The 26,989-nt window shown below is 62.2% G+C and carries 23 protein-coding genes and 1 pseudogene; 10 read left to right on the plus strand and 14 right to left on the minus strand.

Annotated elements, in window-relative coordinates; translation table 11 throughout:
• Positions 1-589, minus strand: a 589-nt coding sequence (locus HP546_RS06805; protein WP_172221513.1) for a general secretion pathway protein GspK, incomplete at its 3' end; no start/stop codon positions are given.
• A gap of 145 nt (positions 590-734) precedes the next feature.
• Between HP546_RS06805 and tatA the strand changes: the two genes are divergently transcribed.
• The 3 genes from tatA to tatC are packed head-to-tail and all read left to right on the plus strand — an operon-like array spanning position 735 to position 2,016.
• Positions 735-968, plus strand: coding sequence for a twin-arginine translocase TatA/TatE family subunit (gene tatA, locus HP546_RS06810; RefSeq protein ID WP_172221516.1), 234 nt, complete (start codon positions 735-737; stop codon positions 966-968).
• Positions 968-1,258, plus strand: a complete 291-nt coding sequence (tatB, locus tag HP546_RS06815) for a Sec-independent protein translocase protein TatB (RefSeq protein WP_172221519.1) — start codon at positions 968-970, stop codon at positions 1,256-1,258. The genes tatA and tatB overlap by 1 nt, the downstream gene beginning before the upstream one ends.
• Positions 1,255-2,016 (plus strand): twin-arginine translocase subunit TatC, encoded by a 762-nt coding sequence (tatC, locus tag HP546_RS06820; protein WP_172221522.1) that lies wholly within the window; start codon positions 1,255-1,257, stop codon positions 2,014-2,016. Before tatB ends, tatC begins: the two co-directional genes overlap by 4 nt.
• Before the next feature lie 102 nt (positions 2,017-2,118).
• Here tatC and HP546_RS06825 read toward each other — a convergent pair whose 3' ends face one another.
• Both HP546_RS06825 and purL read right to left on the minus strand, forming a co-directional pair.
• Positions 2,119-2,430, minus strand: coding sequence for an NGG1p interacting factor NIF3 (locus HP546_RS06825; protein ID WP_172221525.1), 312 nt, complete (start codon positions 2,428-2,430; stop codon positions 2,119-2,121).
• Positions 2,431-2,433: 3 nt separating this feature from the next.
• Positions 2,434-6,333, minus strand: coding sequence for a phosphoribosylformylglycinamidine synthase (gene purL, locus HP546_RS06830; protein ID WP_172221528.1), 3,900 nt, complete (start codon positions 6,331-6,333; stop codon positions 2,434-2,436).
• Positions 6,334-6,613: 280 nt separating this feature from the next.
• On the opposite strand from purL, the gene mltF reads away from it, so the two are divergent.
• Both mltF and HP546_RS06840 read left to right on the plus strand, forming a co-directional pair.
• Positions 6,614-8,071, plus strand: coding sequence for a membrane-bound lytic murein transglycosylase MltF (gene mltF, locus HP546_RS06835; protein ID WP_172221531.1), 1,458 nt, complete (start codon positions 6,614-6,616; stop codon positions 8,069-8,071).
• A 140-nt stretch (positions 8,072-8,211) separates the two neighbouring features.
• Entirely contained in the window at positions 8,212-8,682 is a 471-nt protein-coding gene (locus HP546_RS06840) for a hypothetical protein (protein WP_172221534.1), read from the plus strand.
• A gap of 80 nt (positions 8,683-8,762) precedes the next feature.
• Here HP546_RS06840 and tadA read toward each other — a convergent pair whose 3' ends face one another.
• Both tadA and HP546_RS06850 read right to left on the minus strand, forming a co-directional pair.
• Complete coding sequence (gene tadA, locus HP546_RS06845; protein ID WP_172221537.1) at positions 8,763-9,245, minus strand: tRNA adenosine(34) deaminase TadA; 483 nt, start codon at positions 9,243-9,245, stop codon at positions 8,763-8,765.
• Positions 9,245-10,627, minus strand: a complete 1,383-nt coding sequence (locus HP546_RS06850; protein ID WP_172221540.1) for a multicopper oxidase family protein — start codon at positions 10,625-10,627, stop codon at positions 9,245-9,247. Before HP546_RS06850 ends, tadA begins: the two co-directional genes overlap by 1 nt.
• Positions 10,628-10,642: 15 nt before the next feature.
• Between HP546_RS06850 and HP546_RS06855 the strand changes: the two genes are divergently transcribed.
• Positions 10,643-13,528, plus strand: a complete 2,886-nt coding sequence (locus HP546_RS06855) for a membrane-targeted effector domain-containing toxin (protein WP_172221543.1) — start codon at positions 10,643-10,645, stop codon at positions 13,526-13,528.
• A gap of 60 nt (positions 13,529-13,588) precedes the next feature.
• Here the strand turns inward: HP546_RS06855 and guaA are convergent, their stop codons facing one another.
• The 4 genes from guaA to HP546_RS06875 all read right to left on the minus strand — a co-directional run bounded on the left by guaA (position 13,589) and on the right by HP546_RS06875 (position 18,309).
• The gene (gene guaA, locus HP546_RS06860; protein ID WP_172221546.1) at positions 13,589-15,166 is read right to left on the minus strand and encodes a glutamine-hydrolyzing GMP synthase; all 1,578 of its coding nucleotides are present in this window, start codon (positions 15,164-15,166) and stop codon (positions 13,589-13,591) included.
• Positions 15,167-15,388: 222 nt separating this feature from the next.
• On the minus strand, positions 15,389-16,858 hold the full coding sequence (guaB, locus tag HP546_RS06865) for an IMP dehydrogenase (protein ID WP_172221549.1): 1,470 nt from the start codon (positions 16,856-16,858) through the stop codon (positions 15,389-15,391).
• Positions 16,859-16,944: 86 nt separating this feature from the next.
• A complete protein-coding gene (locus HP546_RS06870; protein ID WP_172221552.1) occupies positions 16,945-17,502 on the minus strand; it encodes a sugar ABC transporter ATPase in 558 nt (185 codons plus the stop codon).
• Between the two features lie 51 nt (positions 17,503-17,553).
• Positions 17,554-18,309 (minus strand): sulfite exporter TauE/SafE family protein, encoded by a 756-nt coding sequence (locus HP546_RS06875; protein ID WP_172221554.1) that lies wholly within the window; start codon positions 18,307-18,309, stop codon positions 17,554-17,556.
• Between the two features lie 97 nt (positions 18,310-18,406).
• On the opposite strand from HP546_RS06875, the gene HP546_RS06880 reads away from it, so the two are divergent.
• The 4 genes from HP546_RS06880 (at position 18,407) to leuA (ending at position 23,585) form a co-directional block, all read left to right on the plus strand.
• Positions 18,407-19,285, plus strand: a complete 879-nt coding sequence (locus tag HP546_RS06880) for a LysR substrate-binding domain-containing protein (RefSeq protein ID WP_172221557.1) — start codon at positions 18,407-18,409, stop codon at positions 19,283-19,285.
• Positions 19,286-19,390: 105 nt separating this feature from the next.
• On the plus strand, positions 19,391-20,770 hold the full coding sequence (gene xseA / locus HP546_RS06885; RefSeq protein ID WP_172221559.1) for an exodeoxyribonuclease VII large subunit: 1,380 nt from the start codon (positions 19,391-19,393) through the stop codon (positions 20,768-20,770).
• A 3-nt stretch (positions 20,771-20,773) separates the two neighbouring features.
• Positions 20,774-21,601: a M23 family metallopeptidase gene (locus tag HP546_RS06890; RefSeq protein WP_172221562.1), complete on the plus strand. Its 828-nt coding sequence runs from the start codon at positions 20,774-20,776 to the stop codon at positions 21,599-21,601.
• A 310-nt stretch (positions 21,602-21,911) separates the two neighbouring features.
• Positions 21,912-23,585: a 2-isopropylmalate synthase gene (gene leuA / locus HP546_RS06895; RefSeq protein WP_172221565.1), complete on the plus strand. Its 1,674-nt coding sequence runs from the start codon at positions 21,912-21,914 to the stop codon at positions 23,583-23,585.
• Between the two features lie 166 nt (positions 23,586-23,751).
• Here leuA and HP546_RS06900 read toward each other — a convergent pair whose 3' ends face one another.
• The 5 genes and pseudogenes from HP546_RS06900 to HP546_RS06920 form a co-directional block, all read right to left on the minus strand.
• Positions 23,752-24,480, minus strand: coding sequence for a monalysin family beta-barrel pore-forming toxin (locus HP546_RS06900; RefSeq protein ID WP_172221568.1), 729 nt, complete (start codon positions 24,478-24,480; stop codon positions 23,752-23,754).
• Between the two features lie 26 nt (positions 24,481-24,506).
• Positions 24,507-25,235, minus strand: a complete 729-nt coding sequence (locus HP546_RS06905) for a monalysin family beta-barrel pore-forming toxin (protein WP_172221571.1) — start codon at positions 25,233-25,235, stop codon at positions 24,507-24,509.
• A gap of 87 nt (positions 25,236-25,322) precedes the next feature.
• Positions 25,323-26,003, minus strand: a complete 681-nt coding sequence (locus tag HP546_RS06910; RefSeq protein ID WP_172221574.1) for a bifunctional 4-hydroxy-2-oxoglutarate aldolase/2-dehydro-3-deoxy-phosphogluconate aldolase — start codon at positions 26,001-26,003, stop codon at positions 25,323-25,325.
• 17 nt (positions 26,004-26,020) lie between these two features.
• On the minus strand, positions 26,021-26,761 hold the full coding sequence (gene pgl, locus HP546_RS06915; protein ID WP_172221576.1) for a 6-phosphogluconolactonase: 741 nt from the start codon (positions 26,759-26,761) through the stop codon (positions 26,021-26,023).
• Positions 26,733-26,989 (minus strand): annotated as a pseudogene (locus HP546_RS06920) (glucose-6-phosphate dehydrogenase); the annotation flags it as partial. The pseudogene HP546_RS06920 and the gene pgl, both read right to left, overlap by 29 nt.

Genomic DNA, 26,989 nt, shown 5'->3' on the forward strand with positions numbered 1-26,989 from the left:
ACGCACACAGCATCGGGTAACGGGCCTGGCGAGTAGCATCCGGCTCCAGCAACAGGTTCAGTTCGCTGGTGTCGAGCATCGGCTGGTTGGCCGCCAGTCGCGGCGGTTGCTGGCGCAGGTACTGGGCACTCTCGGCGCCTTGCAGGCGGGCGTCGCTGTCGGGGTCAAGCCAGTCGGCCAGGGCATCGACCAGGCGCTCGGCGGCCATGGTGTCACCCAGCAGGTAACGCAACTGCCGTTCGGCGCGTTCCCCGTCGGCGCCAAGCAGCGCGTTGACGTTGAAGCAGGTGTGCTGGTCGCGCACCCGCAGCTGCGCCTGACCGGCGCCAAAATCATAGTTCAGCGGTTGCCCGCGCAACGCCTGCCAGAACAGCGGGCTAAGCCGCCAGGCAGGGTCACGCAGCGCCTGCCCGGCATAGGCAAGGCCAGCCTGCTCCATGGCCCGGGCCTGCACCCGCTGGTGCAACAGGCGCACCTCGTCGACCTGCCGTCGGCCATCCTCCACCAGCCATGCCATGCCCGCCGCCAGCATCGCCAATACCACCATCACCATCAGCAGGGCCGCGCCCCGCTGTTTCCTGCCTCCCATGCGTGCGTGCCTCGCGTGCCGGATAAAAACGCCAGTCAACACGCGGCGTGTTGCAGCTAGATGGCAATGCCAGTTCGTCATGTTCACGTCATCTGGACGAGGCAGGATTAGCCTTCCTTTTCATGGCCTTACAGGAGTAGTCGCAATGGGTGGTATTGGAATCTGGCAACTGGTGATCGTACTGCTGATCGTATTCCTGCTGTTTGGTACCAAACGCCTGAAGGGCCTGGGTAGCGATGTGGGCGAGGCGATCCAGGGTTTTCGCAAATCCATGGGTGGTGACACGGATGCCAACGCCCGCGGCCAGGCACACGTGCAGCAACAGTGCCCACTGACCGGGCAGTCCACACAACCCTCGCAAACGGACCGGCAGGCCTGATGTTCGAGGTCGGCTTCAGCGAGTTGCTGCTGGTGGGCATTGTCGCGTTGCTGGTGTTGGGCCCGGAGCGCCTGCCGGTGGCCGCGCGCACGCTTGGCCGCGGCCTGGGCCAGGCGCGCCGGGCCATGCACGCCTTGCGCACGCAGGTGGAGCGCGAGATTGAGCTGCCAGAGCTGGACAGCGCGCCTTTGCAGCGCCTGGAACACGAGATTCGCCAAGGCATCAGCCTGAATACGCAGCCAGCCGGTGCGGTGGCCGCGGCTGCAGAGCCCAAGGAAAACGCCTCATGACTATTGCCACGGGGCCGGCGGCCAGCATGCCTCTGACCGAACACCTGCGCGACCTGCGCAAACGCCTGGTGCGCTGCCTGGCGCTGGTGGCGCTGGTATTCGCCGGCCTGTTCCCCTTTGCCCAGGCGCTGTACACGTTCATTTCCGAGCCGCTGCGGCGTTTTTTGCCGGAAGGCGCGAGCATGATCGCGACCAGCGTCACTTCGCCGTTCCTGACGCCGTTCAAGCTGACGGCGATGTGCGCGCTGTTCGTCGCCATGCCGCTGTTGCTGCACCAGGCCTGGGGCTTTCTGGCACCGGGTCTGTACCAGCGCGAACGGCGCATCGTGCTGCCGCTGCTGTTATCGAGCATCTTGCTGTTCTATGGCGGCATGGCATTCGCGTTCTTCCTGGTATTCCCGATGATGTTCGGCTTCTTCGCCAGCGTGACACCGGACGGCGTAGCGATGATGACCGACATCAGCCAGTACCTGGACTTCATCCTGGCGCTGTTCCTGGCTTTCGGCCTGGCGTTCGAGATTCCGGTAGCGACGTTTATCGTGGTCTGGATGGGGTTGGCCGATGTAGCCACGTTGCGGCGCAGCAGGCCCTACGTGATCGTGGGCTGCTTTGTGGTGGGGATGATACTTACGCCGCCGGATGTGTTTTCACAGACAATGCTGGCGGTGCCGATGTGGGTGCTGTTCGAGGTGGGGTTGCTGGCTTGTGCCTGGTTGAAGCGGCCTGAGCCCGGCAAGGAGATTGTGGCTGGATCATAGGGCCCTTTCGCGGGTGAACCCGCTCCTACAGAGACCTCACAAGTTTCAAACCCTGTGAAGTACCTGTGGGAGCGGGTTCACCCGCGAAGGCCGTGATGCGGTCTAGAACTCGCCGAGCCGCCAGACTTCATAGGCTGGCGTCTCGTACGGGTGGCTCTGCTTGAGCGCAGCGACGACCTGGGCTACCCGCTCGTCATCCACCACCAGCTCCACCTTCCACTCCTCCACCACCTCGACCTGACCGGTTTGCCCGAGGTACGGCTGGCTGCCGTGCAACGGGCGAAACTGGCCCTGGCCCAGGGTTTGCCAGGCGCAGTGGTCATAGTCACCGATGCGCCCGCCGCCAGCGGCGAACACAGCGGCCTTGACCACTTCAACATGGCTGGCCGGGACGAAGAAGGCGAGCTTGTACACGCCTTAGTTCACCCACACCCGCGCGTTGCGGAACATGCGCATCAGTGCGGCATCTTCCTGCCACTCATCCGGGCGCCAGGAGTTCTGCACGGCACGGAACATACGCTCCGGGTGCGGCATCATGATGGTCACGCGGCCGTCGCGGCTGGTCAGGCCGGTGATACCACGCGGCGAGCCGTTGGGGTTGGCCGGGTAGGCTTCGGTGACCTTGCCATGATTGTCGACGTAGCGCAGGGCCACGCAGCCAGAGACATCGGCTTCCAGCAGTGCTTCTTCGCTGGCGAACTCGGCATGGCCTTCGCCGTGGGCGATGGCGATCGGCATGCGCGAACCGGCCATGCCCTGCAGGAAGATCGAGTTGGACTTCTGCACTTCGACCATGGCCACGCGCGCCTCGAACTGCTCCGAGCGGTTGCGCACGAAGTGCGGCCAGTACTCGGTGCCCGGGATCAGCTCGTGCAGGTTGGACATCATCTGGCAACCGTTGCACACGCCCAGGGCGAAGCTGTCGGTACGCTCGAAGAAGGCCTGGAAAGCGTCGCGGGCGCGGCTGTTGAACAGCGCCGACTTGGCCCAGCCCTCACCAGCGCCCAGCACGTCACCGTACGAGAAGCCACCGCAGGCCACCAGGCCCTTGAAGGCATCGAAGTCGACACGACCGGCGAGGATATCGCTCATGTGCACATCGATGGCAGCGAAGCCGGCGCGGTCGAAGGCAGCAGCCATCTCGACCTGGCCGTTGACGCCCTGCTCACGCAGAATTGCCACTTGCGGGCGCACGCCTTTCTTGATGTACGGCGCAGCGATGTCGTCGTTGACGTCGAAGCCCAGCTTCACCGACAGGCCAGGGTTGTCTTCCTCGAGCAGCAGGTCGAATTCCTGGTCGGCGCAGTCGGCGTTGTCGCGCAGGCGCTGGATCTGGTAGCTGGTTTCGGCCCACTGGCGTTGCAGCATGCGGCGGTCGTCGTCGAACAGCACTTCGCCGTTCAGGCTGATGGACACTTCAGCGTTGTTGACCGGTTTGCCGATCACTGCGACGCACTCTTCGCCCAGGCCAGCGGCGCTGAACTGTGCCAGCACGTCCGGGGTGGCATCCTGGCGAACCTGGATGACCGCGCCCAGTTCTTCGTTGAAGAGGATGGCCGGCACTTCGACACGGTTGTCGGTGAGCGGATCGAGTTGCAGGTCGAGGCCGCAGTGGCCGGCAAAGGCCATTTCCATCACTGTGGTCACCAGGCCACCGTCGGAACGGTCGTGGTAGGCCAGCAGGTGGCCGTCGGCGTTCAGGCCCTGGATCACGGCAAAGAATGCCTTGAGGTCTTCGGCGTCATCGACGTCCGGTGCCTGGGCAGCGATCTTGCCGTAGGTCTGGGCCAGGATCGAGGCGCCCATGCGGTTCTTGCCACGGCCCAGGTCGATCAGGATCAGGTCGGTCTCGCCCTTGTCCATGCGCAGTTGCGGGGTCAGGGTCTTGCGGATGTCGGTGACCGGGGCAAAGCCGGTGATGATCAGTGACATCGGCGAGGTGACGCTCTTCTCGCCGCCCTCATCGCTCCACTGGGTCTTCATCGACATCGAGTCTTTGCCGACCGGAATGGTGATGCCCAGTTCCGGGCACAGCTCCATGCCAACGGCCTTGACCGTGTCGTACAGGCGCGCGTCTTCACCCGGGTGGCCGGCAGCGGACATCCAGTTGGCCGACAGCTTGATGTCGGACAACTTTTCGATCTGCGCAGCGGCCAGGTTGGTGATGGTTTCGCCGATAGCCATGCGCCCGGACGCCGGGGCATCCAGCAGCGCCAGCGGGGTGCGCTCGCCCATGGCCATGGCTTCGCCGGTGTAGACGTCGAAGCTGGTGGCGGTGACGGCACAGTCGGCCACCGGAACCTGCCACGGGCCGACCATCTGGTCGCGGGCAACCAGGCCGGTGATGGTGCGGTCGCCGATGGTGATCAGGAAGCTCTTGCTGGCTACCGCCGGGTGGTTCAGCACGCGCTGGACGGCGCTGTCCAGGTCCAGCTCGCTCGGGTCGAAGTCATCGCCCAGTTCGGCTTCACGGGTAACCGAACGGTGCATGCGTGGCGGCTTGCCCAGCAGCACGTCGAGCGGCATGTCCACCGGCGTGTTGCCGAAGTGGCTGTCGCTTACGGTCAGGTGCGGCTCTTCAGTGGCTTCGCCGACCACGGCGAACGGGCAACGCTCACGTTCGCAGATGGCCTGGAAGCGCTCGAAGTCGACGGCGCTGACCGCCAGCACGTAGCGCTCCTGCGATTCGTTGCTCCAGATTTCGTGCGGGGCCATGCCCGGCTCGTCGTTGGGCACGTTGCGCAGTTCGAAGCGGCCACCACGGCCACCGTCGTTGACCAGTTCCGGGAAGGCGTTGGAGATACCACCGGCACCGACGTCGTGGATGAAGGCGATCGGGTTGTTGTCGCCCAGCTGCCAGCAACGGTCGATGACCTCTTGGCAACGGCGTTCCATTTCCGGGTTTTCGCGCTGTACCGAGGCGAAGTCCAGGTCAGCCGAGCTGGCACCGGTAGCTACCGACGAAGCAGCGCCGCCGCCCAGGCCGATCAGCATGGCCGGGCCGCCGAGCACGATCAGCTTGGCGCCCACGGTGATCTCGGCTTTTTGCACGTGCTCTTCACGGATGTTGCCCATGCCGCCGGCAAGCATGATCGGCTTGTGGTAGCCGCGCACTTCTTCACCGTGCGGGGTGCTGATCGCCTGCTCGAAGGTACGGAAATAGCCGGTCAGCGCCGGGCGGCCGAATTCGTTGTTGAACGCGGCGCCGCCCAGAGGGCCTTCGATCATGATATCGAGGGCGTCGACGATACGCTCTGGCTTGCCGTAGGCCTGCTCCCACGGCTGTTCGAAGCCAGGGATGCGCAGGTTGGACACGGTGAAGCCGGTCAGGCCAGCCTTCGGCTTGGCGCCGCGGCCGGTAGCACCTTCGTCACGAATTTCGCCGCCGGAGCCGGTGGAGGCGCCGGAGAACGGAGCGATGGCGGTCGGGTGGTTGTGCGTCTCGACCTTCATCAGGATGTGCACCGGCTCCGTCACCGCGCCGTACTGGCGGGTTTCAGGGTTCGGGAAGAACCGGCCGGCAACATTGCCGACGATGACCGAGGCGTTGTCCTTGTACGCAGACAGCACACCTTCGCTGTGCATCTGGTAGGTGTTCTTGATCATGCCGAACAGGCTTTTTTCCTGGCCCTGGCCGTCAATGTCCCAACTGGCGTTGAAGATCTTGTGGCGGCAGTGTTCGGAGTTGGCCTGGGCGAACATCATCAGTTCGATGTCGTTCGGGTTGCGCTTGAGGCCCTGGAAGGCATTGACCAGGTAGTCGATCTCGTCTTCGGCCAGGGCCAGGCCCAGGTCGATGTTGGCCTTGGCCAGGGCATCGCGGCCACCGGCCAGGATGTCTACCGAGGTCATCGGCTTGGGCTGGGCGTGGCTGAACATGTCAGCGGCCTGCTCCAGCTGGCCGAGCACGCGCTGGGTCATGCGGTCGTGCAGTTCGGCGGCGATCAGTTGGGCATCAGCGTCGCTCAGGTTGCCGGCGACGTAATAGGCGATACCACGCTCCAGGCGCTGGATCGACTGCAGGCCGCAGTTGTGGGCGATGTCGCTGGCCTTGCTGGCCCACGGCGAAATGGTGCCCAGACGCGGCACGACCAGGAACAGGCGGCCAGTCGGCTCTTGTACCGGCACGCTCGGGCCGTACTTGAGCAGACGGCCCAGCACCTGCTGCTGGTCGGCGGTCAGCTCGCCGTCGACGTCGGCGAAATGGGCAAATTCGGCATACAAACCAGTAACAGCGGGGACTTTCTGGCTCAGTTGCTCGAGTAATTTACCGTGGCGAAAGGCAGAAAGGGCAGGAGCGCCGCGCAGGATCAACATCGTCGGGACAGCCTCAGGAAGGGGTGTGCTTAGAGGCCGTGCATTCTAGCCTAATTCGTTGGCTTTCGGCACCCGCTCTAAGCCATGGCTGCCGGGCGGTGGAACCGGACTTCCGGGTCAAAAATTCCACCTGTTCTCCACGCGCCCTGTAGGAGCGGCCCATCGCGACGCAAGGCCGCTCCTACAGAGGATCAGGCCGCCACTGCACAGAATGTGCTACCAGACAAGCAAACCGTTGTCGAGATATGGCAGCGCCAGTCCTTTGCGTATACTGCAACCTATGTTCGCCCACACTGCTTTGCGCCAGCGTTGCGCCAAATGGCTTTTCGCAACCGGACTCTTTCTGCTGCTCGGTGCCTGCGTTGAAAAACCCAGCACCCTCGAGCGCGTGAAGGAGGATGGCGTGCTGCGCGTGATCACCCGCAACAGCCCGGCCACCTACTTCCAGGACCGCAACGGCGAAACCGGCTTCGAATACGAGTTGGTCAAACATTTCGCCGATGATCTCGGCGTGAAGCTGGAGATCGAAACCGCCGACAACCTCGACGAACTGTTCGATGACCTTGGCAAGCCCTCCGGCCCGGTACTGGCCGCAGCCGGGCTGGTCAGCAGCGAACGGCGCAAGACCCAGGCGCGGTTCTCGCATCCCTACCTCGAAGTCACCCCCCAGGTCATCTACCGCAACGGCCGCCCTCGCCCGACCAACGCCAAGGGCCTGGTCGGCAAGAAGATCATGGTGCTCAAGGGCAGCAGCCATGCCGACCTGCTGGCAGAGCTGAAAAAGCAGAATCCGGGCCTGGAATACGAAGAATCCGACGCCGTCGAGGTGGTCGACCTGCTGCGCATGGTCGATGAAGGCCAGATCGACCTTACCCTGGTCGACTCCAACGAGCTGTCGATGAACCAGGTGTACTTCCCCAACGTCCGGGTCGCTTTCGACGTAGGCGACACGCGTGACCAGCGCTGGGCGGTTGCGCCTGGCGAAGACAACAGCCTGCTCAACGAAATCAACGAATTTATCGACAAGGCGCAGAAAAACGGCACCCTGCAGCGCCTGAAGGACCGCTACTACGGCCATGTGGACGTACTGGGGTATGTCGGCGCCTATACCTTCGCCCAGCACCTGCAACAGCGCCTGCCCAAATACGAAAAGCACTTCAAGAGTTACGCCAAGGTCGAGCAGGTGGACTGGCGCCTGCTGGCCGCCATCGGCTATCAGGAGTCGATGTGGCAACCGGAGGTCACGTCCAAGACCGGCGTGCGCGGCCTGATGATGCTGACCCAGCGCACCGCCCAGGCCATGGGCGTATCCAACCGCCTTGACCCGAGGCAGAGTATCCAGGGCGGCGCCAAGTACTTCATGAAGATCAAGGCAGAGCTCGACGACAGCATCAAGGAGCCTGACCGCACCTGGTTCGCCCTGGCCGCCTACAACGTTGGCGGCGGTCACCTGGAAGACGCCCGCACCCTGGCCAAGCGCGAAAAGCTCAACCCCAACAAGTGGCTGGATGTGAAGAAGATGCTGCCGCGCCTGGCGCAGAAGCAGTGGTACCGGCAGACCAGGTACGGCTATGCCCGCGGCGGCGAGCCGGTGCACTTCGTGGCCAACATCCGCCGCTACTACGACATCCTCACCTGGGTAACCCAGCCGCAGCTCGAAGGCCAGGTGGCCGAGGGCAATCTGCATGTGCCTGGGGTAAACAAGGACAAGCCGGCGGATCAGTCGCCGCCGATGTAAGTCCCGGGTGGCAGCAAGTCCCGCCTCGGGGCGATCAAGAAAACCGAATGGCTGCAACTGATATAACTGCCAGTTTCCCCATGCCTGAAGGCGGGTTAAAACACGCCAGCACCCACGTGCATTCAATCATGGAGAGGATCATGAGCAAGCTGACTTATTTGCTGTGCGCGCTACTTCTCAGCAACGTTGCATATGCCGAACAATCGGCTCAAAGCGTCAACGGCCAGCTGCACCTGAAGAAGAAAAATCAGTCCGTCGCCTGCACCACGTTCGACATCCAGGAGCGAAGCGCGGCCTACATGGGCAACTACCCTTGCAAAAACGATGAAGTTTATGACTTCAAGCTGGAACAGGCAGCAAAACACTCGGTGATCATTCTCGGCGCGGATAACCCCAGGGGTGCTAAAGATTGCCCGCTGGATGACTGGCTTTTCTACCTGGAAGTTACCAGTGATACGCCCCTGGACACCGAGTGGACCTCGATCGCAGATCTGAAACTCAAGAAGACAGGTGAAGACGTCCTCCCGGGCCTGAAAATGCAGAAAAACGATTATGATCACGGGAACATTGCCGGAAAACTTTCTTGCGTAAACACGCTTCCACCCCGTTGAGCGACACCCTGCCCCCTGTTCTGTTCCACCACCGACAGGGGGCATCCTCCCGCCACTTCACAGAGCGACGGTGACAGACTTCATGAATTCTTCGCCCGACGCGCCCTGAAGAATTCACTCAGGATCTGCCCGCACTCCTCCGCCAGCACGCCCCCCTCCACCATCACCCGATGGTTCAGGAAGCCCTGCCCGAAAAACTGGCCTTGGCTCTGCACGATGCCCGCCTTGGGCTCCAACGCCCCATACACCACCCGCATCACCCGCGCATGCACGATCAGCCCGGCGCACATGCTGCACGGCTCCAGAGTCACGTACAGGGTGCTGCCCGGTAGACGATAATTGCTGGCGGACTTCGCCGCCGCGCGCACTGCCACCATCTCGGCATGGGCACTAGGATCGCTATCGATGATCGGCCGGTTGAACCCCTGGCCGATCACCTGGCCATGCTGGACCAGCACTGCACCCACCGGCACCTCGCCCAGAGCCGCACCCGCGGCGGCCAGGTCGAGCGCCAGGCGCATGAATTCCTGATCGCGGCTACGATCGATGATCTGCGGACGCATCAGACCACCGCGATCGCGGCCATCAGGCCGGTTTCCATGTGGTCGATGACATGGCAATGGAACATCCAGGTGCCCGGATTATCCGCCACCAGCGCCACCTGGGCGCGCTCGTTCTTGCCCAGCAGGTAGGTGTCGGTGAACCACGGCTCGGTGATGTCGTGGCGGTTGGAGGCGATCACCTTGAAGCTCATGCCGTGCAGGTGGATCGGGTGCTGGTACTGGGTCATGTTCTTCAGCTCGAAAATGTAGCTCTTGCCCTTCTGCAGCGTGGCTATCGGCCGGTCCGCGCAGGTCTTGTCGGTGATGTCCCAGGCCTGGCCATTGATCTGCCACAGGCTCGGCGGCCGGCCGTTGTCGGTATCCACCGAGACCTTGCCGACCCACTCGAAATTGAAGTTGAGCTTTTCGGCATTCTCCAGGTCCGGCTCGGCCACCGGGTTTGGCGGTAACGCGGCTGGCCAGTCGCTTGGCGCGGCATTGCTGGCAACCGACCGCAATGTGCCCAGGCGCACGAAACCGTCACGCAGGGAAATTTCCTCCCCAGGCTGGGGTATGCGAATCGCCAGGCAGATACGCATGCCCGGGCCCAGCCAGTAGTCGTCGTCGAGTTTGCGCGGCGTAACCGGGTTACCATCGAGGGCGTAGATCATCGCCTCGCAGTTGCCCTTGAGGTTGATGCGGTAGGTCCAGGTGTTGTCGAGGTTGAGCAGGCGCACCCGCACCACCTGGCCGGCAGGCAGCTCAGTCACCGAATCGGCCTGGCCATTGATGGTGATCAGCCGGCCAGCAGTACCATTACGCGCCGCCTCGCGGGGGATGCTGAAGGGCAGCCAGGCGCCCTGCTCGTCCACGTGCCAGTTTTTCAGGCTCAAGGTGCGTTCATGCTTGAAGCCGGTCGGCTCGCGCTCCTCGACGATCAACGGGCCGACCAGACCACGGCCCAGTTCTTCGGAACTGCTGACATGCGGGTGGTACCAGTAACTGCCGGCGTCCGGTACGCGGAACTTGTAGTCGAAGTACTCGCCCGGCTTGACCGGCAACTGCGACACATAAGGCACGCCGTCCATTTCCAGCGGCAGGCGGATGCCGTGCCAGTGGATGGTGGTCTCGACCGGCAGGTGGTTGATAAAGCGTACCCGCAGCCACTCGCCCTGCCGCACCCGCAGTTCGGTGCCCGGCGCCGATGGGCCGAACGCCCAGGCCTCGGTCTTGAAACCCGGTACCAGCTCTACCTCCAGGGGCGCGGCGATCAGCTCGTAGTCATGCCCGGCATTCTCGTCTTCGACCTTGCCCAGCCAATAGCGCGCCGCGCCACCGGCGCCCAGGCCAACCACAACCAGGCCGGTGAGGCCTTTGAGCATTTGTCGACGGGTGAAGGACATCGGTGCGGGTACCTCATGTTCTGCGCAATCAAGCTGCCAGCAGTGGCTGGCGATGAAGGGCGAATACGATACACCTGCAAATGGGAAAGATTAAGTGAACTCTCCGGATTGCGCCTGCCTGGAGCGTTAATTACCGCCTGTTTGCCAGCCCCCAAGCGCACGCTGCGGCCCTCATCAAGCCGTGTGAGATCGCCCATGCTTCTTTCCGATACGCAGCAACAGGACCTGAAAACACTCCAGCAAATCGCCATGAAGCTGAGTACCGCCTGCCCGGACATGCTGCAGATGGCCCGCGACACGGCCCTGACGCTATTGGCCGAACATCAGCTCGACGACCTGGAGCCAGACCAGGTGTACTTTCATCGCTTCCACCAGGCCACCAGCAGTCCGCGCACATTCACCGGCTGGCAACATGACACCCAACCCTCTCAAACCCTCACCCTTGTCCAGCTGGTCATGCGCCGCTTCAGCGTTGCCGAGCAAGACGCCAGCGACCTGCTAAGCACTTACTGCGGCTTCTACAGCAAGGGGCCGGGCGAGGCTGCCTATGACGAGCGCAACGAGATCAGGCTGTTGCCAAAGGATGCGCTCGACTACTTCTGGAGCATCGATTTCAGCAGCCTCTTCGACCAGCGCGCCCGCGATTTCTGGACCCGACATGGCGACGATTACCGCACGCTGGCAAAAGCCACATTCCTGGTCAAGGCACTCGAAACCCAGGCGCATGCGGGCAACAAGGCCTTGGCCGCCCGCGTTCGGCTGGCCGCCGAGGCCTTGGCCGGAAAGCGCGACGGCGCACCCACCCTGGCGCATCTGCAGCAAACGAATCTGCCGCCGGCAGGCATGAAGGTCCTTGCCTTCAGCCTCGGCGAGCGCATTTCCAGCGACATCCTCAGAATCGTCATGGCTGACGGCTACCAGCTGCTGTATCTGCCCGGTGAGGCCGAGGCGTTTCGATTGTTCGCCAACGACCGCGAGCTTCACGCCTGGGTCCTGGCAACCACCCTGACGCCTGCCGGCAAAGCACGCCTGACCAGCCACTTCCCGCTTGCCTGCCATCAAGAGTCCTCGTTGATCAAGGTCGCGGACTACCTCGCTCACTGGACCAACACCGGCTTGGCTGCCCTGCTCGACCTGATGAGGCGCCAGTGGGATGCGCTCGAGGTGGGCGGGATCAACACCCTCGGCAAACCCTTGCATATGGACGCGTTCAGCTATCTTCACAAGGCTGCCCAGCAGCGCATGACCGACGATGCGGAGTTGGCGCTGCGCTCCAACGCAGACCTGCGCAAGCAATTGTGGCTCGGCTACCTGAGTGCCGCCAACACGGTTTTCGGGCCCCTGACAGCGCTGGCGTGGCCGGTAGCATTGGCAGGAGTGGGCGCCGGGCTGGTCGAGATCGGCCTGGATATCGATCAAGCCATCAACGGACATACCAGCGCTGAACGCCAGGCAGGCGTGCAAAACGCCATCTTTGCGGTGATCAACACCCTGATGATCGGCCTCGCAGGGGCCACTGACGCCGGCGCGCCAGCCTCCGAAACGGGCGCAGCTGGCCCGGCCCTCGAACCGCCGATCGCGCCTGACCTACCCGTAGAGCATGATTTCCCCGAAGAATTGCAGCCTGCGACCCCGCAAGAAATCGAGACCTGGGTGCCCAAGGCATTCCAGCCAGGCGAGCTGGACAACCAGTTGCAGGCCCTGCAAAGCAACGACATCGTGGCAACCAAAGCGGGCAGAGGGCCGCTGGAGGGCGTACACCTGCAAAACGGCAATTTCTATGCAATGGTCGGCGACCTGACTTATCAGGTGCGCTTTATCCATGAACTGGAGACGTGGGTTATCGTCGACCCCGAAACGCCATTCTCTTTCCGCCAGGCAATTCCCATCGTCAGGGATGTCGATGGCCGCTGGCAGCCCCATGAGCGTATGGGCCTCAAAGGTGGCACGCCGCGCTTTCTGCTCAAGGCCTGGGGGCGTCTACGGCCAAGGCCGCAACTGCCCCCTTTGACACTGGAGCTTTATGATATTGCCGAGCCAGAACGGTCCGAGTTGAAACCTTTCGCGCTTACTGGAGCAGGCGCACAACTGATGCGAGACCCATACGGCAGCCCTCTCAACAGGGCATATCATCAAGCGCTTGGGCAGATGACACGCGACGTGGAAATTTTCTATGACCAGCTCCGACTGCCAGAGCGCCCAGCGATTCCCAATATCCCGCAAGGGGCTGATGCTCGGCAGATAATCGGTAGCCTGTACGAAGAGCACCAAGGGCTGGTGATGGGTGAGTCGCACATCGAGGATGGCGCAAGGCAGTTCTTGACGAGGAATATGAAGCAGTTCAAACGCCAAGGGGTCAAGGTGCTGTACTCCGAGCACTTCATGGTCGATTACCAACAGGCCGACATGGACATGTTCAACCGAACAGGCGTACTGCCGGCAGACTTGAAAACCTACGTGGAGACCTGGGACGAAACTGCGGCGGTGCAGTCCAACGATCCCGTTCATTACACCCTCAAAGGCATGCTGTACGAGGCTTACAGCCAGAACATCAGAGTGCAGGGCATTGACAGCATGCTCAGCTACCGTATGGGCTGGGAAGAGCTCCCGCCTTTTCCTGCTCCCCGACAGCGCATGATGAATTACGCTGCTCAGCAGATCATCACTGCCGACCAGACGCAACGCGGAACATCCAAGTGGGTGGCGCTCATGGGCAACAGCCACGCCAATCTGTTTGAAGATGTGCCCGGCGTGAGCGAACTGCAGGGTTGTATCGGCTTGCGCGTGGCGCGCGCGGGTGTCGGCCAAACCTTGGATATCGGTATTGATCCCGGACTTGGTGTTGATGGGGGCTTTGTGCGCAGCGACTTGCTGTTGAGTGTCCCGCCAGTGCGCAGCTGATCGGAGCAATCCATTTGCCCGATAGCACAAGGGCGCCTTGCGGCGCCCTTGTGGCTCAACTCATTCCCACTCGATGGTGGCCGGCGGCTTGCTCGACACGTCGTAGGTAACGCGCGAGATGCCTTCGATTTCGTTGATGATGCGGCCGCTGACGGTCTCAAGCAGCTCGTACGGCAGGTGTGCCCAGCGCGCGGTCATGAAGTCCACGGTCTCGACGGCACGCAGGGCAACGACCCAAGCGTAGCGACGGCCGTCGCCAACGACGCCAACCGACTTGACCGGCTGGAATACCACGAACGCCTGGCTGGTCTTGTGGTACCAGTCGGCCTTGCGCAGTTCTTCGATGAAGATGTGGTCGGCGCGGCGCAGGATGTCGGCGTATTCTTTCTTCACTTCACCGAGGATCCGCACGCCCAGGCCCGGGCCCGGGAACGGGTGGCGGTAGACCATGTCGTACGGCAGGCCCAGCTCCAGGCCGATCTTGCGCACTTCGTCCTTGAACAGTTCACGCAGCGGCTCGACCAGCTTGAGGTTCATTTCCTCTGGCAGGCCACCGACGTTGTGGTGCGACTTGATCACGTGGGCCTTGCCGCTCTTGGCGCCAGCCGACTCGATTACGTCCGGGTAGATGGTGCCCTGGGCGAGGAACTGGATGTTGTCCAGCTTGCTGGCTTCGGCATCGAAGATGTCGATGAAGGTGCGGCCGATGATCTTGCGCTTCTTCTCCGGGTCGGCTTCGCCTTCCAGGTTATCGAGGAACTGCTTTTCAGCGTCGGCGCGGATTACCTTGACCCCCATGTTCTCCTTGAACATGGCCATTACCTGGTCACCTTCGTGCAGGCGCAGCAGGCCGTTGTCGACGAATACGCAGGTCAGCTGGTCGCCGATGGCACGGTGCAGCAGCGCGGCAACCACCGAGCTGTCGACGCCGCCGGACAGGCCCAGCAGGACGTTGGCCGAACCGACTTGCTGACGCACCTGGGCGATGGCGTCTTCAACGATGTTGGACGCAGTCCACAGGGCTTCGCAGCCGCAGATATCCTGCACGAAGCGCGACAGGATGCGACCGCCCTGCTTGGTGTGGGTCACTTCCGGGTGGAACTGCACGCCGTAGTAGCCGCGCGCATCGTCGAACATGCCGGCAATCGGGCAGCTCGGGGTGCTGGCCAGCACGTGGAAGTCGCCTGGCATCTGGGTAACCTTGTCGCCGTGGCTCATCCACACGTCCAGGCCCAGTACGCCGTCAGCGTCGATGTGGTCTTCGATGCCATCGAGCAGGCGGCTCTTGCCGACCACATCTACGCGGGCATAACCGAATTCACGCAGGTCGGAACCTGCAACCTTGCCGCCCAGCTGCTCGGCCATGGTCTGCATGCCGTAGCAGATGCCCAGCAGCGGTACGTTCAGGTCGAACACGGCCTGTGGCGCGCGCGGGCTGTTGGCTTCGTGGACCGACTCGGGGCCGCCGGCGAGGATGATGCCGCGCGGGTTGAATTCGCGGATCGCTTCATCGTCCATGTCGAACGGGTGCAGTTCGCAGTACACGCCGATTTCGCGCACGCGGCGGGCGATCAGCTGGGTGTACTGGGAACCGAAATCGAGGATCAGGATGCGGTGAGCGTGAATGTCGAGGGCCATGACTCAATCTCGTCAGTGGAAATCGGAAACGACGCGGGGCTGTAATGACAGCCCCGCATGCTGATGTTGCTGGGCTTCGTACGAAATGTGCCTGCGCGTCGATCATGCTGCGTTGAAAACAGGCTCGGAATGCTCATTTGCAACCAGCAAACTCCGCTTCCTCGCCTGTTTTCGCCTTGCCTGATCGCCGCTCGGCTACATTTCGTACGAACCCAAGAAGCCTCAGCCTACGCGGTAGTTAGGGGCTTCTTTGGTGATCTGCACGTCATGCACGTGGGACTCGGCCATGCCGGCACCAGTGATGCGTACGAATTCCGGCTTGGTGCGCATCTCTTCGATGGTTGCGCTGCCGGTGTAGCCCATGGACGAACGCAGGCCGCCCATCAGCTGGTGGATGATCGCGGCCAGGGCGCCCTTGTAAGGCACACGGCCTTCGATGCCTTCCGGTACCAGCTTCTCGGCGCCGGCCGAGGAGTCCTGGAAGTAACGGTCGGACGAGCCCTGCGCCTGTGCCATGGCACCCAGCGAGCCCATGCCGCGGTAAGCCTTGTAGGAACGGCCCTGGAACAGTTCGACTTCACCCGGGGCTTCTTCGGTACCGGCGAACATCGAACCCATCATCACGCAGGAAGCACCAGCAACGATGGCCTTGGACAGGTCACCGGAGAAGCGGATGCCACCGTCGGCGATCAGTGGCACGCCAGTGCCTTCCAGCGCTGCGGCAACGTTGGCGATGGCGCTGATTTGCGGCACGCCGACACCGGCAACGATACGGGTGGTGCAGATCGAGCCTGGGCCGATACCGACCTTGACCGCGTCAGCGCCAGCTTCGGCCAGGGCCTTGGCGGCGGCGCCGGTGGCGATGTTGCCGCCGATCACCTGCACTTGCGGGTAGGTTTCCTTGACCCAGCGAACGCGGTCGATCACGCCCTTGGAGTGGCCGTGGGCGGTGTCGACCACCACCACGTCAACGCCAGCGGCAACCAGCGCGGCAACGCGCTCGCCGGTGTCCTTGCCAGTGCCGACGGCGGCGCCGACGCGCAGGCGACCCTGGTCGTCCTTGCTGGCCAGCGGGTAGGCCTTGGCTTTTTCGATGTCCTTGACGGTCATCATGCCCTTGAGGCTGAACTTGTCGTCGACGATCAGGACTTTTTCCAGGCGGTGCTTGTGCAGCAGCTCGCGGACTTCGTTCTTGTCGGCGCCTTCGCGCACGGTAACCAGACGCTCTTTAGGCGTCATCACGTCGCGTACCTTGGCATCCAGGCGGGTTTCGAAACGCACGTCACGCGAGGTGACGATACCGACCAGGTCGCCGTTTTCCAGCACTGGAACACCAGAGATGTTGTTCAGGCGGGTCAGGTCGAACAGGTCACGCACGGTGGCGTCGGCATCGATGGTGATCGGGTCCTTGACCACGCCAGCCTCGAACTTCTTGACCTTGCGTACTTCGCCGGCCTGCTGATCGATGGTCATGTTCTTGTGGATGATGCCGATGCCGCCTTCCTGGGCCATGGCAATGGCCAGACGCGCTTCGGTCACGGTATCCATGGCAGCGGATACCAGCGGAATGTTCAGCTCGATGCCACGGGTCAAACGGGTCTTGAGACTGACTTCATTGGGTAGTACCTCGGAATAGCCAGGTACAAGGAGAATATCGTCGAAGGTCAGGGCTTCTTGGCTGATACGCAGCATCGCGGGGGCTCCCGGGCGGGAAAAATGGAAGCGCGCCATTATACTCATCCACGGCGCGCCGCTCAATGCAAAATAAGGGCCTTCGGTCAGCCTTGTGGCAGTTTTACCTGCACAACGGTCACCGGCTGGTCGAGCCAGTCGGCGAAGCTGTCGAGAAAGGCCTGGGTAAACCCGGCCTCGCCCCAGTTGTTGAAGATGAACCCGAGGTTGGAAAAGGCACATGGCTGCAGGTAAATGAAGCCATTGATGTCATCTTCATGACCGCAGAGCGGGCAGGTAAAGTTGTCGCTCACTGCCGGCATCCACTCTTCCAGGCTTTCGAACAGCGGCTCGCCCACTTCACGCCGGCACTCCGGGCAGCCAGCCTCTTCGAGGAAGCCCTCGGTGGGGGTATAAATGCAGCGCTTGAGCATCACCTCCAAGCCGTTGACCGGTTCGCCGAACGGTAGCTTGTCGGGGTGCAGGGCGACTTTGCGGGCACCGGCGGCCAACGCGTGGCCCATCCGGTTGCCGGTGCGGCCACAGGTGGTCAGTTGCTCCTCGACCACCTTCTCACGTACCAGCCAGCGCAGGATGGCGCGGCTGCGGGCCTCATGCGCCGGGACGGTAGACAGCTTGGGGACGATGATGCTCTGGGTGTTCATGAAAGAGGCAAGCCTGAAAAACTGCGGTAATGGCGCAATTCTACCGCCTGCTCAAGCGCTGAGGTAGCGACCTATCAGCGCCAGGCCACTGGCCAGTACCAGCCAGGTGACCAGACGCACGAAGGCTTCGCGGGACAGCCTGTGGGTAAGCCTGCGCCCGACCCACAGGCCGACGAACATTACCGGCAACAGGCAGGCGGCGAGCAGCAGCAGGCTCTGATCGGCATACACACCGGCGATCAGGAACAGCGTCAGGCGTACGACCGTGCTGCAACTGATCAGCGCGCTCTGGGTGGCGCGCACTTGTTCCTTCGCCTGCAGCCGTGCACTCAGGTAGAGCGCATAAAGGAAGCCACCACTGCCGAACAACGCGCCGAACAGCCCGCCTGCCGTGCCCATCGGCACCGCCCAGAAACCGGACAGGTTCGCCGGCCGCACCTTCACCGCCAGGCCGTACAGCGCATAGGCCGTGACAAACACACCCATCAACAGCAATAACAAATCAGACTTCAACTGCAGCAGGAACACCACACCGAACGTGCAGCCTATGGCCATGAACGGCAGTAGCCGTAGCAACTCACTGCGCACCACATCGCGGCGCGACGGCAGCAGGTTGCCGAATGCCGCGACGAAGTCGAGCAACACCAGCAGCGGAATGATCCGTGACAGCGGCATAAAGTGGATCAGTACCGGGCCAGCCACCAGCGCAGTCCCGAAACCGGCGATGCCGAAGACGATGTAGGCAACCCCGACACCGAGCAGGATGGGCAGCCAGTCAAGGCCGGAAAAAGACAGCTGGGCGATCATGGCAGCAGTTCCTGGGAAGACAGACAAAGGTTAGCCAGCAGCGAGCCATGCCGACTAATATGCCTTTATCGACAAAGCCATCTCGAAAAGGCATGACATGACGTCGATCCGCCAGTTGCGTTACTTCGTGGAAATCGCCGAGTGCGGGAGCTTCAGTGGCGCCGCCGAGCGACTCTACGTAGCCCAGTCGGCGCTGAGCCGGCAGATCAAGGAGCTGGAGCAACAGTTGGGCACTCCGCTGTTCGAGCGTACCGCGCGCCTGCCGCGCCTGACGCTGGCGGGGCAGGCCTTCCTGGAGCGGGCGCGGCGTTTGCTGGCTGACCTGGCACAAGCGGAGCGGGTTACCCGCGATATTGGCGAAGGGTTGCAGGGCAGCCTGCGCCTGAACCATTCAAGTACCGTACCGCTGACCGGCTCGCTGCTGGCTCGCCTGGGCGGCTACTTGCGCGATAACCCTGGGGTTGCGCTGGAGATTGCTCAGCAGTCGTCGGAGGCGCAGCTGGAGGATATTGCGGCGGGGCGTCTGGATATCGGCCTGCTGCGTTTGCCGGTGTTGCGCCAGCATGAGGGCGTGGTGCTGCATGAATTGTTCAGCGAACCGTTGTTTCTGGCCGTTTCGGCTGGGCATCCGTTGGCTGGTGCAACGCAGGTGAGGCTGGAGCAGTTGCGTGAAGAGCGTTTTATTTCCATTCCGCACCGCGACCGTGGCGGGCTGAGTTACCTGTCTGCCTCCCTGTGCATGGACGCGGGCTTTTTCCCGCAGGCGGCACAGGTGCTGTCGCGCAAGACGACGCAGTTGCAACTGATTCAAGCCGGATTTGGCGTGGCATTGTTGCCGGCATGCATGCGTGAGATCGCCCCGGTTTCGGTCAGCTTCGTGGCACTGGAGAGTCGCTGCATGAGTACCGTTGCGCTGGCCTGCCGGCGAGAAGCGGGGCAACTGGCGCGGCACTTCACTGGTGCCATGTGGCAGTGACCGCCGCCGTCACATTACTTGTTTGCCATGCCAGGCAAGTGTAATTCGGGCAACTCAGTTACTACTGCTTGAAGCTCGCCACCCGCAACTGCGATGATGCCGAGCATGATCAGAGACCCCTTCGAACGACTCGGCCTGGACCGCGAGGTCCTTACCGTCAGCCAACTCAACGGCCGCGCCCGCGTGCTGCTGGAAGACGTGTTCCGCAGCGTGTGGGTAGAGGGCGAGATTTCCAATCTCGCCCGCCCCGCGTCCGGGCACATGTACTTCACCCTCAAGGACAGCGGCGCCCAGGTGCGCTGCGCGCTGTTCCGGCAGAACGCCACGCGTGTGCGCCAGGCCCTGCGCGATGGCCTGGCTGTGCGGGTGCGCGGCAAGGTTTCGCTGTTCGAAGGGCGTGGCGACTACCAGCTGATTCTCGACACCGTCGAACCGGCCGGCGACGGCGCGCTGCGCCTGGCGTTCGAGGCCCTGAAGGAAAAGCTCGGTGGTGAGGGGCTGTTCAGCGCCGAGAGCAAGAAGCCGCTACCGGCCCACCCGCAGCGCATCGGCATCATCACCTCGCCCACCGGCGCGGTGATCCGCGACATCATCAGCGTGTTCGGCCGCCGCGCGCCGCAGGTGGAACTGAACCTGATCCCCACGGCAGTGCAGGGCCGCGAAGCCATCGCGCAGATCGTGCGCGCCATCCGTCTGGCCGACAGCCTGGGTTTCGACGCACTGATCCTGGCCCGTGGCGGTGGCTCGCTGGAAGACCTGTGGTGCTTCAACGAAGAAGCCGTGGCGCGGGCGGTGGCTGCCTGCGTCACGCCCATCGTCAGTGCGGTGGGCCATGAGACCGATGTGTCGATCAGCGACTTCGTCGCCGACGTGCGTGCGCCCACACCGTCTGCCGCCGCCGAGTTGCTGGCCCCCGACAACAGTGGCCTGCAGCAACGCCTGGAAGGCCTGCAACGGCGCCTGCTGCTGCGCATGCAGAACCGCCTGACCCACGACCGCCTGCGCCTGGAATCACTGACCCGGCGCCTGCGCCACCCCGGCGAGCGCCTGCGCCAGCAGGCCCAGCGCCTGGACGACCTGGACATGCGCCTGCGGCGCGCCTTCACGCTCAACCTCAACCAGCGCCGCGAACGCCTGGCACGCCTGGATACCCGCCTGGCCGCGCAGCACCCGGGGCGCACCCTGAAACTGCTGAACCAGCGCCTGGACAGCCTGGCCGAGCGCCTGCCACGGGCCATGCGCGAAGTGCTCAAGGACCGTCGCCAGCGCTTCCAGGCGCAATTGCAGACGCTGCAAGTGGTCAGCCCGCTGGCCACCCTCGCCCGCGGCTACAGCATCCTGCTGGATGAACAAGGCCAGGCGATACGCAGCGCCGAACAGACCCGCAATGGCCAACGCCTCACCGCCCGCCTGAACCAGGGCGAGCTGCTGGTGCGGGTTGAAGACAACCACCTGACCCCGGTCACCCTCTCACTACTGGACTGACACATGCCCCGCCTGTTCGCGCCCTTGCTTGCCCTTTCCCTGCTGCTACTGGCTGGCGGCGCCCAGGCCAGCTACATCACCCGCACACTGAACAAGCCGGTACCCGGCGGTGTGGCGGTGATCGACCTCGGCCCTGCCGCCAGCGCACCCAGTGCCCGCTTCGACGGCAAACCGGTGCTGGTGGTAAAGGAACAGGACAACTGGCTGGCCATCGTCGGCATCCCGCTGACCCAGAAGCCCGGCACCGCCCTGCTGAGCCAGGGCGGTCGCACCCTGCCGTTCACGGTCGGCAGCAAGCAATACCCCGAGCAACGCATCACCCTCAAGAACACCCGCCAGGTCAACCCGAACCCGGCCGACCTCAAGCGCATCGACCGCGAACTGGCCGAGCAGATCAAGGCATACCGCAGCTTCAGCCCGTCCCTGCCGAGCAACCTGATCCTCGACAAGCCGGTCAGCGGCCCGCTGTCGAGCAAGTTCGGCGTGCGCCGCTTCTTCAATGGCGAAGAACGCAACCCCCACGCCGGGCTGGACTTTGCAGTGCCGGCCGGCACGCCGATCAAGACCCCGGCCAACGGCAAGGTGATCCTGGTGGGGGACTACTTTTTCAATGGCCGTACCGTCTTCGTCGACCATGGCCAGGGCTTCATCAGCATGTTCTGCCACATGTCGAAGATCGATACCCAGGTAGGGCAACAGCTGCGCCGCGGCGATGTGGTCGGGCGCGTGGGCTCGACCGGTCGGGCTACCGGGCCGCATATGCACTGGAACGTCAGCCTGAACGATGCTCGCGTGGACCCGGCAATCTTCATTGGTGCCTTCCAGCCCTGAGCTTTGGGTTGCGCCAGCGAAAAATACCGCGCAACAATCAATAAGCACCCAGAAAATCCCTGCCATAAAATCTCGCAAAACCGACTTTTTTAAGCATTCCTCTCAATTTCTGCCGAACGCTTGCCATCCCCCACCCCACTGGTTAAGTTTGGAAGCATGAAAACCTTCAGCACCCTCATCCTGCTCCGACAACATCGCAGCCTCTGCCTGGTCAGCGCCCGACTACCAGGCTGAATCGCGTCGCCTCGCCTCTTCACCTCGTTATCGCTCGGCAGGCCCGATCTCGGCCGCACACAAAAGGATTGCTTCCATGACCATGCTCAAAGACCCTTCGAAAAAATACCGCGCGTTCCCGACCATCGACCTGCCTGACCGTACCTGGCCGTCGAAAACCATCACCGAGCCGCCAATCTGGTGCAGCTCCGACCTGCGTGATGGCAACCAGTCGCTGATCGAGCCGATGGATTCGGAGAAGAAACTGCGCTTCTGGAAGACCTTGGTGCAGGTTGGCGTGAAAGAAATCGAGGCTTCGTTCCCGTCCGCTTCGCAGACCGACTTCGACTTCGTGCGCACCCTTATCGAAGACGGCCATATCCCGGACGACACCACCATCCAGGTGCTCACCCAGGCCCGTGAAGACCTGATCGCCCGCACCTTCGAGTCGCTGCGCGGCGCGAAGAAGGCCATCGTCCACCTGTACAACGCCACCAGCCCGTCGTTCCGCCGCATTGTCTTCAACCAGGACAAGCAAGGCGTGAAGGACATCGCAGTGAACGCGGCCAAGCTGTTCGTCAAGTACGCTGCCCAGCAACCGGACACCCAGTGGACCTTCCAGTACTCGCCAGAAACCTTCAGCGCCACCGAGCTGGAGTTCGCCAAGGAAGTCTGCGATGCGGTCATCGAGGTGTGGAACCCGACGCCTGAGCACAAGGTCATCCTCAACCTGCCGGCCACCGTGGAAGTCGCCACGCCGAACATCTACGCCGACCAGATCGAGTGGTTCTGCCGCAATATCAGCCGCCGCGACAGCGTGATCATCAGCCTGCACTGCCACAACGACCGGGGCACCGGCATCGCTGCCACCGAACTGGGCCTGATGGCCGGTGCGGACCGCGCCGAAGGCTGCCTGTTCGGCAACGGCGAGCGTACCGGCAACGTCGATCTGGTGACCCTGGCGCTGAACCTCTACACCCAAGGCATCGACCCGCAACTGGACTTCTCGGACATCGACGGCGTGCGCAAGGTTGTCGAAGAGTGCAACCAGCTGCCGGTGCACCCGCGTCATCCCTACGTTGGCGATCTGGTTCACACCGCGTTCTCCGGCTCGCACCAGGATGCCATCCGCAAGGGCTTTACCAAGCAGCAAGAAGGCGAGCTGTGGGAAGTGCCGTACCTGCCGATCGACCCGGCCGACATCGGCCGCAGCTACGAGGCGGTGATCCGCGTCAACAGCCAGTCGGGCAAAGGGGGCATCACCTATCTGCTCGAGCAGGAATACGGCATCAGCCTGCCGCGTCGCATGCAGATCGAGTTCAGCCAAGTGGTGCAAGGCGAAACCGACCGCCTGGGCCTGGAAATGACCGCCCAGCAGATCTACAGCCTGCTGCACAAGGAATACCTCCAGGCCAACGCCCCATATGCGCTGGTCAGCCACCGCCTGCAGGAAGAAAACGGCCACAGCACCGTGGAAGTGGAAGTTGCCGGTGAAGGCGAAACCACGCTGCACTGGCGCGGCAAGGGCAATGGTGCCCTGGAAGCGCTGGTAGCCGGCCTGCCGATTGCCGTGGAGATCATGGATTACAACGAGCATGCCATTGGCGCGGGTACCAATGCCAAGGCTGCGGCCTACATCGAACTGCGCGTCGCTGGCGGCCGTCCGGTGCACGGTGTGGGTATCGATGAAAACATCACCACGGCCAGCTTCAAGGCGCTGTTCAGCGCGCTGAACCGTTCGCTGAGCCAGCAGGAAGCCAAGGCGGCCTGAGCCGTGCTGCAATGAATGAAAAAGCCCGCATCCTGTGATGCGGGCTTTTTTATTTACTGCCCTATCGTGGTAAACCTGCCGCACAACCAACGCGCAATCTGCAGGTGTAGCGCAGAAGTACCAAGCGAGTAGCCATCCGCCAATGGCGGGTTGCTCATGCCTTTCTTCAGTAATGACACCCGGGAAGATTACGGGCCTTCCAGTCGAAGGCAAAACGGCCACTATTGAACTCTGCATTGTATCCGTCCATGAGGGCGGCAATCTGTATCTCTCCCCAGCCCAGCGGCGCAATAGAGTATTTTGAGGCAACAGCAACGGTGGTTTCACTGGCCAGCGAAGTCAGGAAGAACAGGTCTTCGCGATTTTTGATTTTTTGGCACTTCGAATACTCGAAGAAATCCCCAAAGTTACCTGCCGACGTCACACAATGTGCATAGACATAGTGCAACTGGTAGATATTAAACACTCCTGGGCCTTCCATTTCAATTTTACGCGTATTGACCGTAGACCCGTAAATCCCCTCACTGGAACTCGACGTCAACTTGCCACCGATCACACACCCCAGAAAACCAGACCCCAGACCAATTTCCGTTTCCAATGTTGAAGTGAATGTCGAGCTATACCCCTCGGTTACAGCCACGTCCTGTATATATTTGACGCTACTGGGCACACGTACGGTATTCAAATGCGCCAGGTAAGCCAAGACCGGCGTACTGTATGTCGCCCAATTCTGCGATCCCAGCTTCATGTCGCCATAGACGGTTTTATCATATATCCAGCAACCGGCGTTGACTGCACCGTCACCACCAAGCAAATAATTCTCAACCTCATAAGACCCGCGCTTGTGCGGAAAGTCTCCGATGTCCTTGACCATTGCCTTGTCAATAAAGCTCATATCATCTGATTTCCTGTCAAGTACTGTTATTTATATCGATAGAAGGGAACATCTCGTGCAGCGTAGTCAAACTGAAGTACACCCTGCCCTGCCCGCTCAAGCACTGCCTGCTTTATAAGGGGCCAGCCAGCAAGCTCAACAGCCTGCGATTCATCGACTGCAACCAGGCTACTGGTGGCGGTTGCGGACACAAGCACCTGTTGCCCGCCCACATCGCAAAACGCACCTTGGAGTTCTTTGCTTATTTTGTTTGCGAGCAGGCAATGGGCGTAAGCGATATTCACCTGATAAATCAGATATGCCGCACTACCGTTCAAATACACATCGCGCACGTGCTCGCTGGGTTCGCCCCACAACACATGAGCAGGCAAATCAGTGACAATGCCGGACAATGAATTTGCCCGATTAACGCCCGCACTGATTTTGAACGCGCACCCTATATTCCCCATGAATTCCCGACCAAGCCCACACCAGTAATGCTGCCGGCTTACATATTGATCAGAACGACTCTCCTGCACCCGGGAGCAATAAGAAAGGTAGGCAAAAGCGGGGCGGGTATAGCACTCGACAGAAACACCGTTCACTTTAATGCCGCCAAAAACCGTTTTCCCGGCAACCCAACTCCCCGCTTGCAAACCCTGCGCACCATACAGGTGGCGCTCAATCTCATACGACCCTTTAAATTCATGTTCGTGATGACTGATCACCGTTAGTTCCCCTGTTACCGAAAGAGGTACAAACTTAACGGTCGACAACACGCTCCTTCAGCAGGAATACTTTCTTGCAGGCGAAAAAAAGGGCGCCGTCCAAGCGCCCCACAAGCCGTAAAGCACACAACAAATTCAGTTGGCGTCCAGCAGCGCCATCGCCTCCGCGCTGCACGCCTCGATCCGCGCCCAGTCGCCGTTCTTGATCCAGCTGCTGTCGAGCATCCAGGTACCACCCACGCACATCACATTGGGCAAGGCCATGTAATTGCGGACATTGGCCGGGTTCACGCCACCGGTCGGGCAGAAGCGGATATCACCGAACGGCCCGCCAAAGGCCTTGATCGCCGCCACGCCGCCACTGATTTCCGCCGGAAACAGCTTGAACCGGCGATAGCCCAAGGCATAGCCCATCATGATTTCGGACGGCGTGCTGATACCCGGCAGCAATGGAATTTCGCTGTCTACTCCCGCCGCCAGCACGTCCGGAGTAATGCCCGGTGTAACGACGAATTGCGCACCTGCCGCCTCAACAGCGGCGAACATGCTGCGGTCCAGCACCGTACCGGCGCCGACGCACAGCTCCGGGCGCTGTTCGCGCAGCACCTGGATGGCCTTCAGGCCGTGCTGCGATCGTAAGGTCACTTCCAGGGTGCGGATGCCGCCAGCAGCCAGCGCATCAGCCAGCGGCAGGATATCTTCCTCACGGGCGATGGTGATCACCGGCAGGATGCGCGCCTTTTTGCAGATGGCGTCGATCCGTGCGGCTTTATCGGCCATCGAGAGCAGGGCCTGTGGGCGTTCGAGGGTGGTCATGACTGTAGATCCTTGGCTCATGGGCACCAGTAGATGTCCAGGGGGTCGTGAAGAAAAGCGCGAATCGGCATTTCGGTAAGGTCGTTGCCACCCAGCGCGGCGCGCAGGGTAGCGAGTTTGCCCTGCCCTTGCACGGACAGCGCGATGAAGGCGGCACTGGCCAGCAGCGCGCGGGTCATCGACAGGCGCTGGTGCGGCACGCCAGGTGCCAGCATCGGCAGGCAGCGGCGTGAGCTCGCCAGGTCCAGGCCTGCTTTCAGCTCGGGGCTGGCGGGGAACAGCGAGGCGGTATGGCCATCGTCACCCATGCCGAGCACCAGCACATCGATCACCGGCAGCGCAGCCAAAGCCTGGTCGGCCTTGAGCGCAGCGGCATCCAGGCTTTCAGCCTGCTGGTACAAGCCAACGAAGCGCGCCTTGGCCGCCGGCCCCTTGAGCAGGTGGCGGGCCAGCAGGCCGGCGTTGCTGTCAGCGTGCTCCACTGGCACCCAGCGTTCATCGGCCAGGCTGACGGTGACCTTGGCCCAGTCCAGGCTCTGGCCAGAAAGTTTCTCCAGGAACGGCACCGGGCTGCGGCCGCCGGACAACACAACGCAGGCCTCGCCCTTGGCCGCAACGGCCGCACGCAGACGTTCAGCCACGTCATTGGCCAGAGTCGTGGCCAGGGTGTTGGCGTCGGCCAGGGCGTGTGCCTTCACGTCCGCTGGCAGTTTCAGTTCGGTTATCGCCTCAGATGTCGCCATACCAGGCCCTCCCATCGCGTGTGATCAGTGCAATCGAGCTCATCGGCCCCCACGAGCCTGCCGCATAAGGCTTGGGCGCATCGCCCGCGTTCCGCCAGCCGGCGATCAGCTGGTCGCACCACTTCCAGGCGTACTCGATTTCGTCCTTGCGCACAAACAGGTTCTGGTTGCCGCGCATCACTTCGAGCAGCAGCCGCTCGTAGGCATCCGGAATCCTTGTACTGCGCCAGGTGTCGGAAAAAT

It is taken from the genome of Pseudomonas sp. CM25 (assembly GCF_013179705.1).
Taxonomy (GTDB): domain Bacteria; phylum Pseudomonadota; class Gammaproteobacteria; order Pseudomonadales; family Pseudomonadaceae; genus Aquipseudomonas.

Bases quoted from the DNA above. Each gene is read 5' to 3' on its own strand.
- tatB (WP_172221519.1), top strand. From the start codon at position 968: ATGTTCGAGGTCGGCTTCAGCGAGTTGCTGCTGGTGGGCATTGTCGCG.
- HP546_RS06890 (WP_172221562.1), top strand. From the start codon at position 20,774: ATGCCCCGCCTGTTCGCGCCCTTGCTTGCCCTTTCCCTGCTGCTACTG.
- pgl (WP_172221576.1), bottom strand. From the start codon at position 26,761: ATGGGAGGGCCTGGTATGGCGACATCTGAGGCGATAACCGAACTGAAA.
- HP546_RS06875 (WP_172221554.1), bottom strand. From the start codon at position 18,309: ATGATCGCCCAGCTGTCTTTTTCCGGCCTTGACTGGCTGCCCATCCTG.
- tatA (WP_172221516.1), top strand. From the start codon at position 735: ATGGGTGGTATTGGAATCTGGCAACTGGTGATCGTACTGCTGATCGTA.
- HP546_RS06910 (WP_172221574.1), bottom strand. From the start codon at position 26,003: ATGACCACCCTCGAACGCCCACAGGCCCTGCTCTCGATGGCCGATAAA.
- HP546_RS06900 (WP_172221568.1), bottom strand. From the start codon at position 24,480: ATGAGCTTTATTGACAAGGCAATGGTCAAGGACATCGGAGACTTTCCG.
- purL (WP_172221528.1), bottom strand. From the start codon at position 6,333: ATGTTGATCCTGCGCGGCGCTCCTGCCCTTTCTGCCTTTCGCCACGGT.
- guaA (WP_172221546.1), bottom strand. From the start codon at position 15,166: ATGGCCCTCGACATTCACGCTCACCGCATCCTGATCCTCGATTTCGGT.
- HP546_RS06880 (WP_172221557.1), top strand. From the start codon at position 18,407: ATGACGTCGATCCGCCAGTTGCGTTACTTCGTGGAAATCGCCGAGTGC.
- guaB (WP_172221549.1), bottom strand. From the start codon at position 16,858: ATGCTGCGTATCAGCCAAGAAGCCCTGACCTTCGACGATATTCTCCTT.
- mltF (WP_172221531.1), top strand. From the start codon at position 6,614: ATGTTCGCCCACACTGCTTTGCGCCAGCGTTGCGCCAAATGGCTTTTC.
- HP546_RS06840 (WP_172221534.1), top strand. From the start codon at position 8,212: ATGAGCAAGCTGACTTATTTGCTGTGCGCGCTACTTCTCAGCAACGTT.
- HP546_RS06850 (WP_172221540.1), bottom strand. From the start codon at position 10,627: ATGTCCTTCACCCGTCGACAAATGCTCAAAGGCCTCACCGGCCTGGTT.
- leuA (WP_172221565.1), top strand. From the start codon at position 21,912: ATGACCATGCTCAAAGACCCTTCGAAAAAATACCGCGCGTTCCCGACC.
- HP546_RS06855 (WP_172221543.1), top strand. From the start codon at position 10,643: ATGTTCTGCGCAATCAAGCTGCCAGCAGTGGCTGGCGATGAAGGGCGA.
- HP546_RS06870 (WP_172221552.1), bottom strand. From the start codon at position 17,502: ATGAACACCCAGAGCATCATCGTCCCCAAGCTGTCTACCGTCCCGGCG.
- tadA (WP_172221537.1), bottom strand. From the start codon at position 9,245: ATGCGTCCGCAGATCATCGATCGTAGCCGCGATCAGGAATTCATGCGC.
- xseA (WP_172221559.1), top strand. From the start codon at position 19,391: ATGATCAGAGACCCCTTCGAACGACTCGGCCTGGACCGCGAGGTCCTT.
- tatC (WP_172221522.1), top strand. From the start codon at position 1,255: ATGACTATTGCCACGGGGCCGGCGGCCAGCATGCCTCTGACCGAACAC.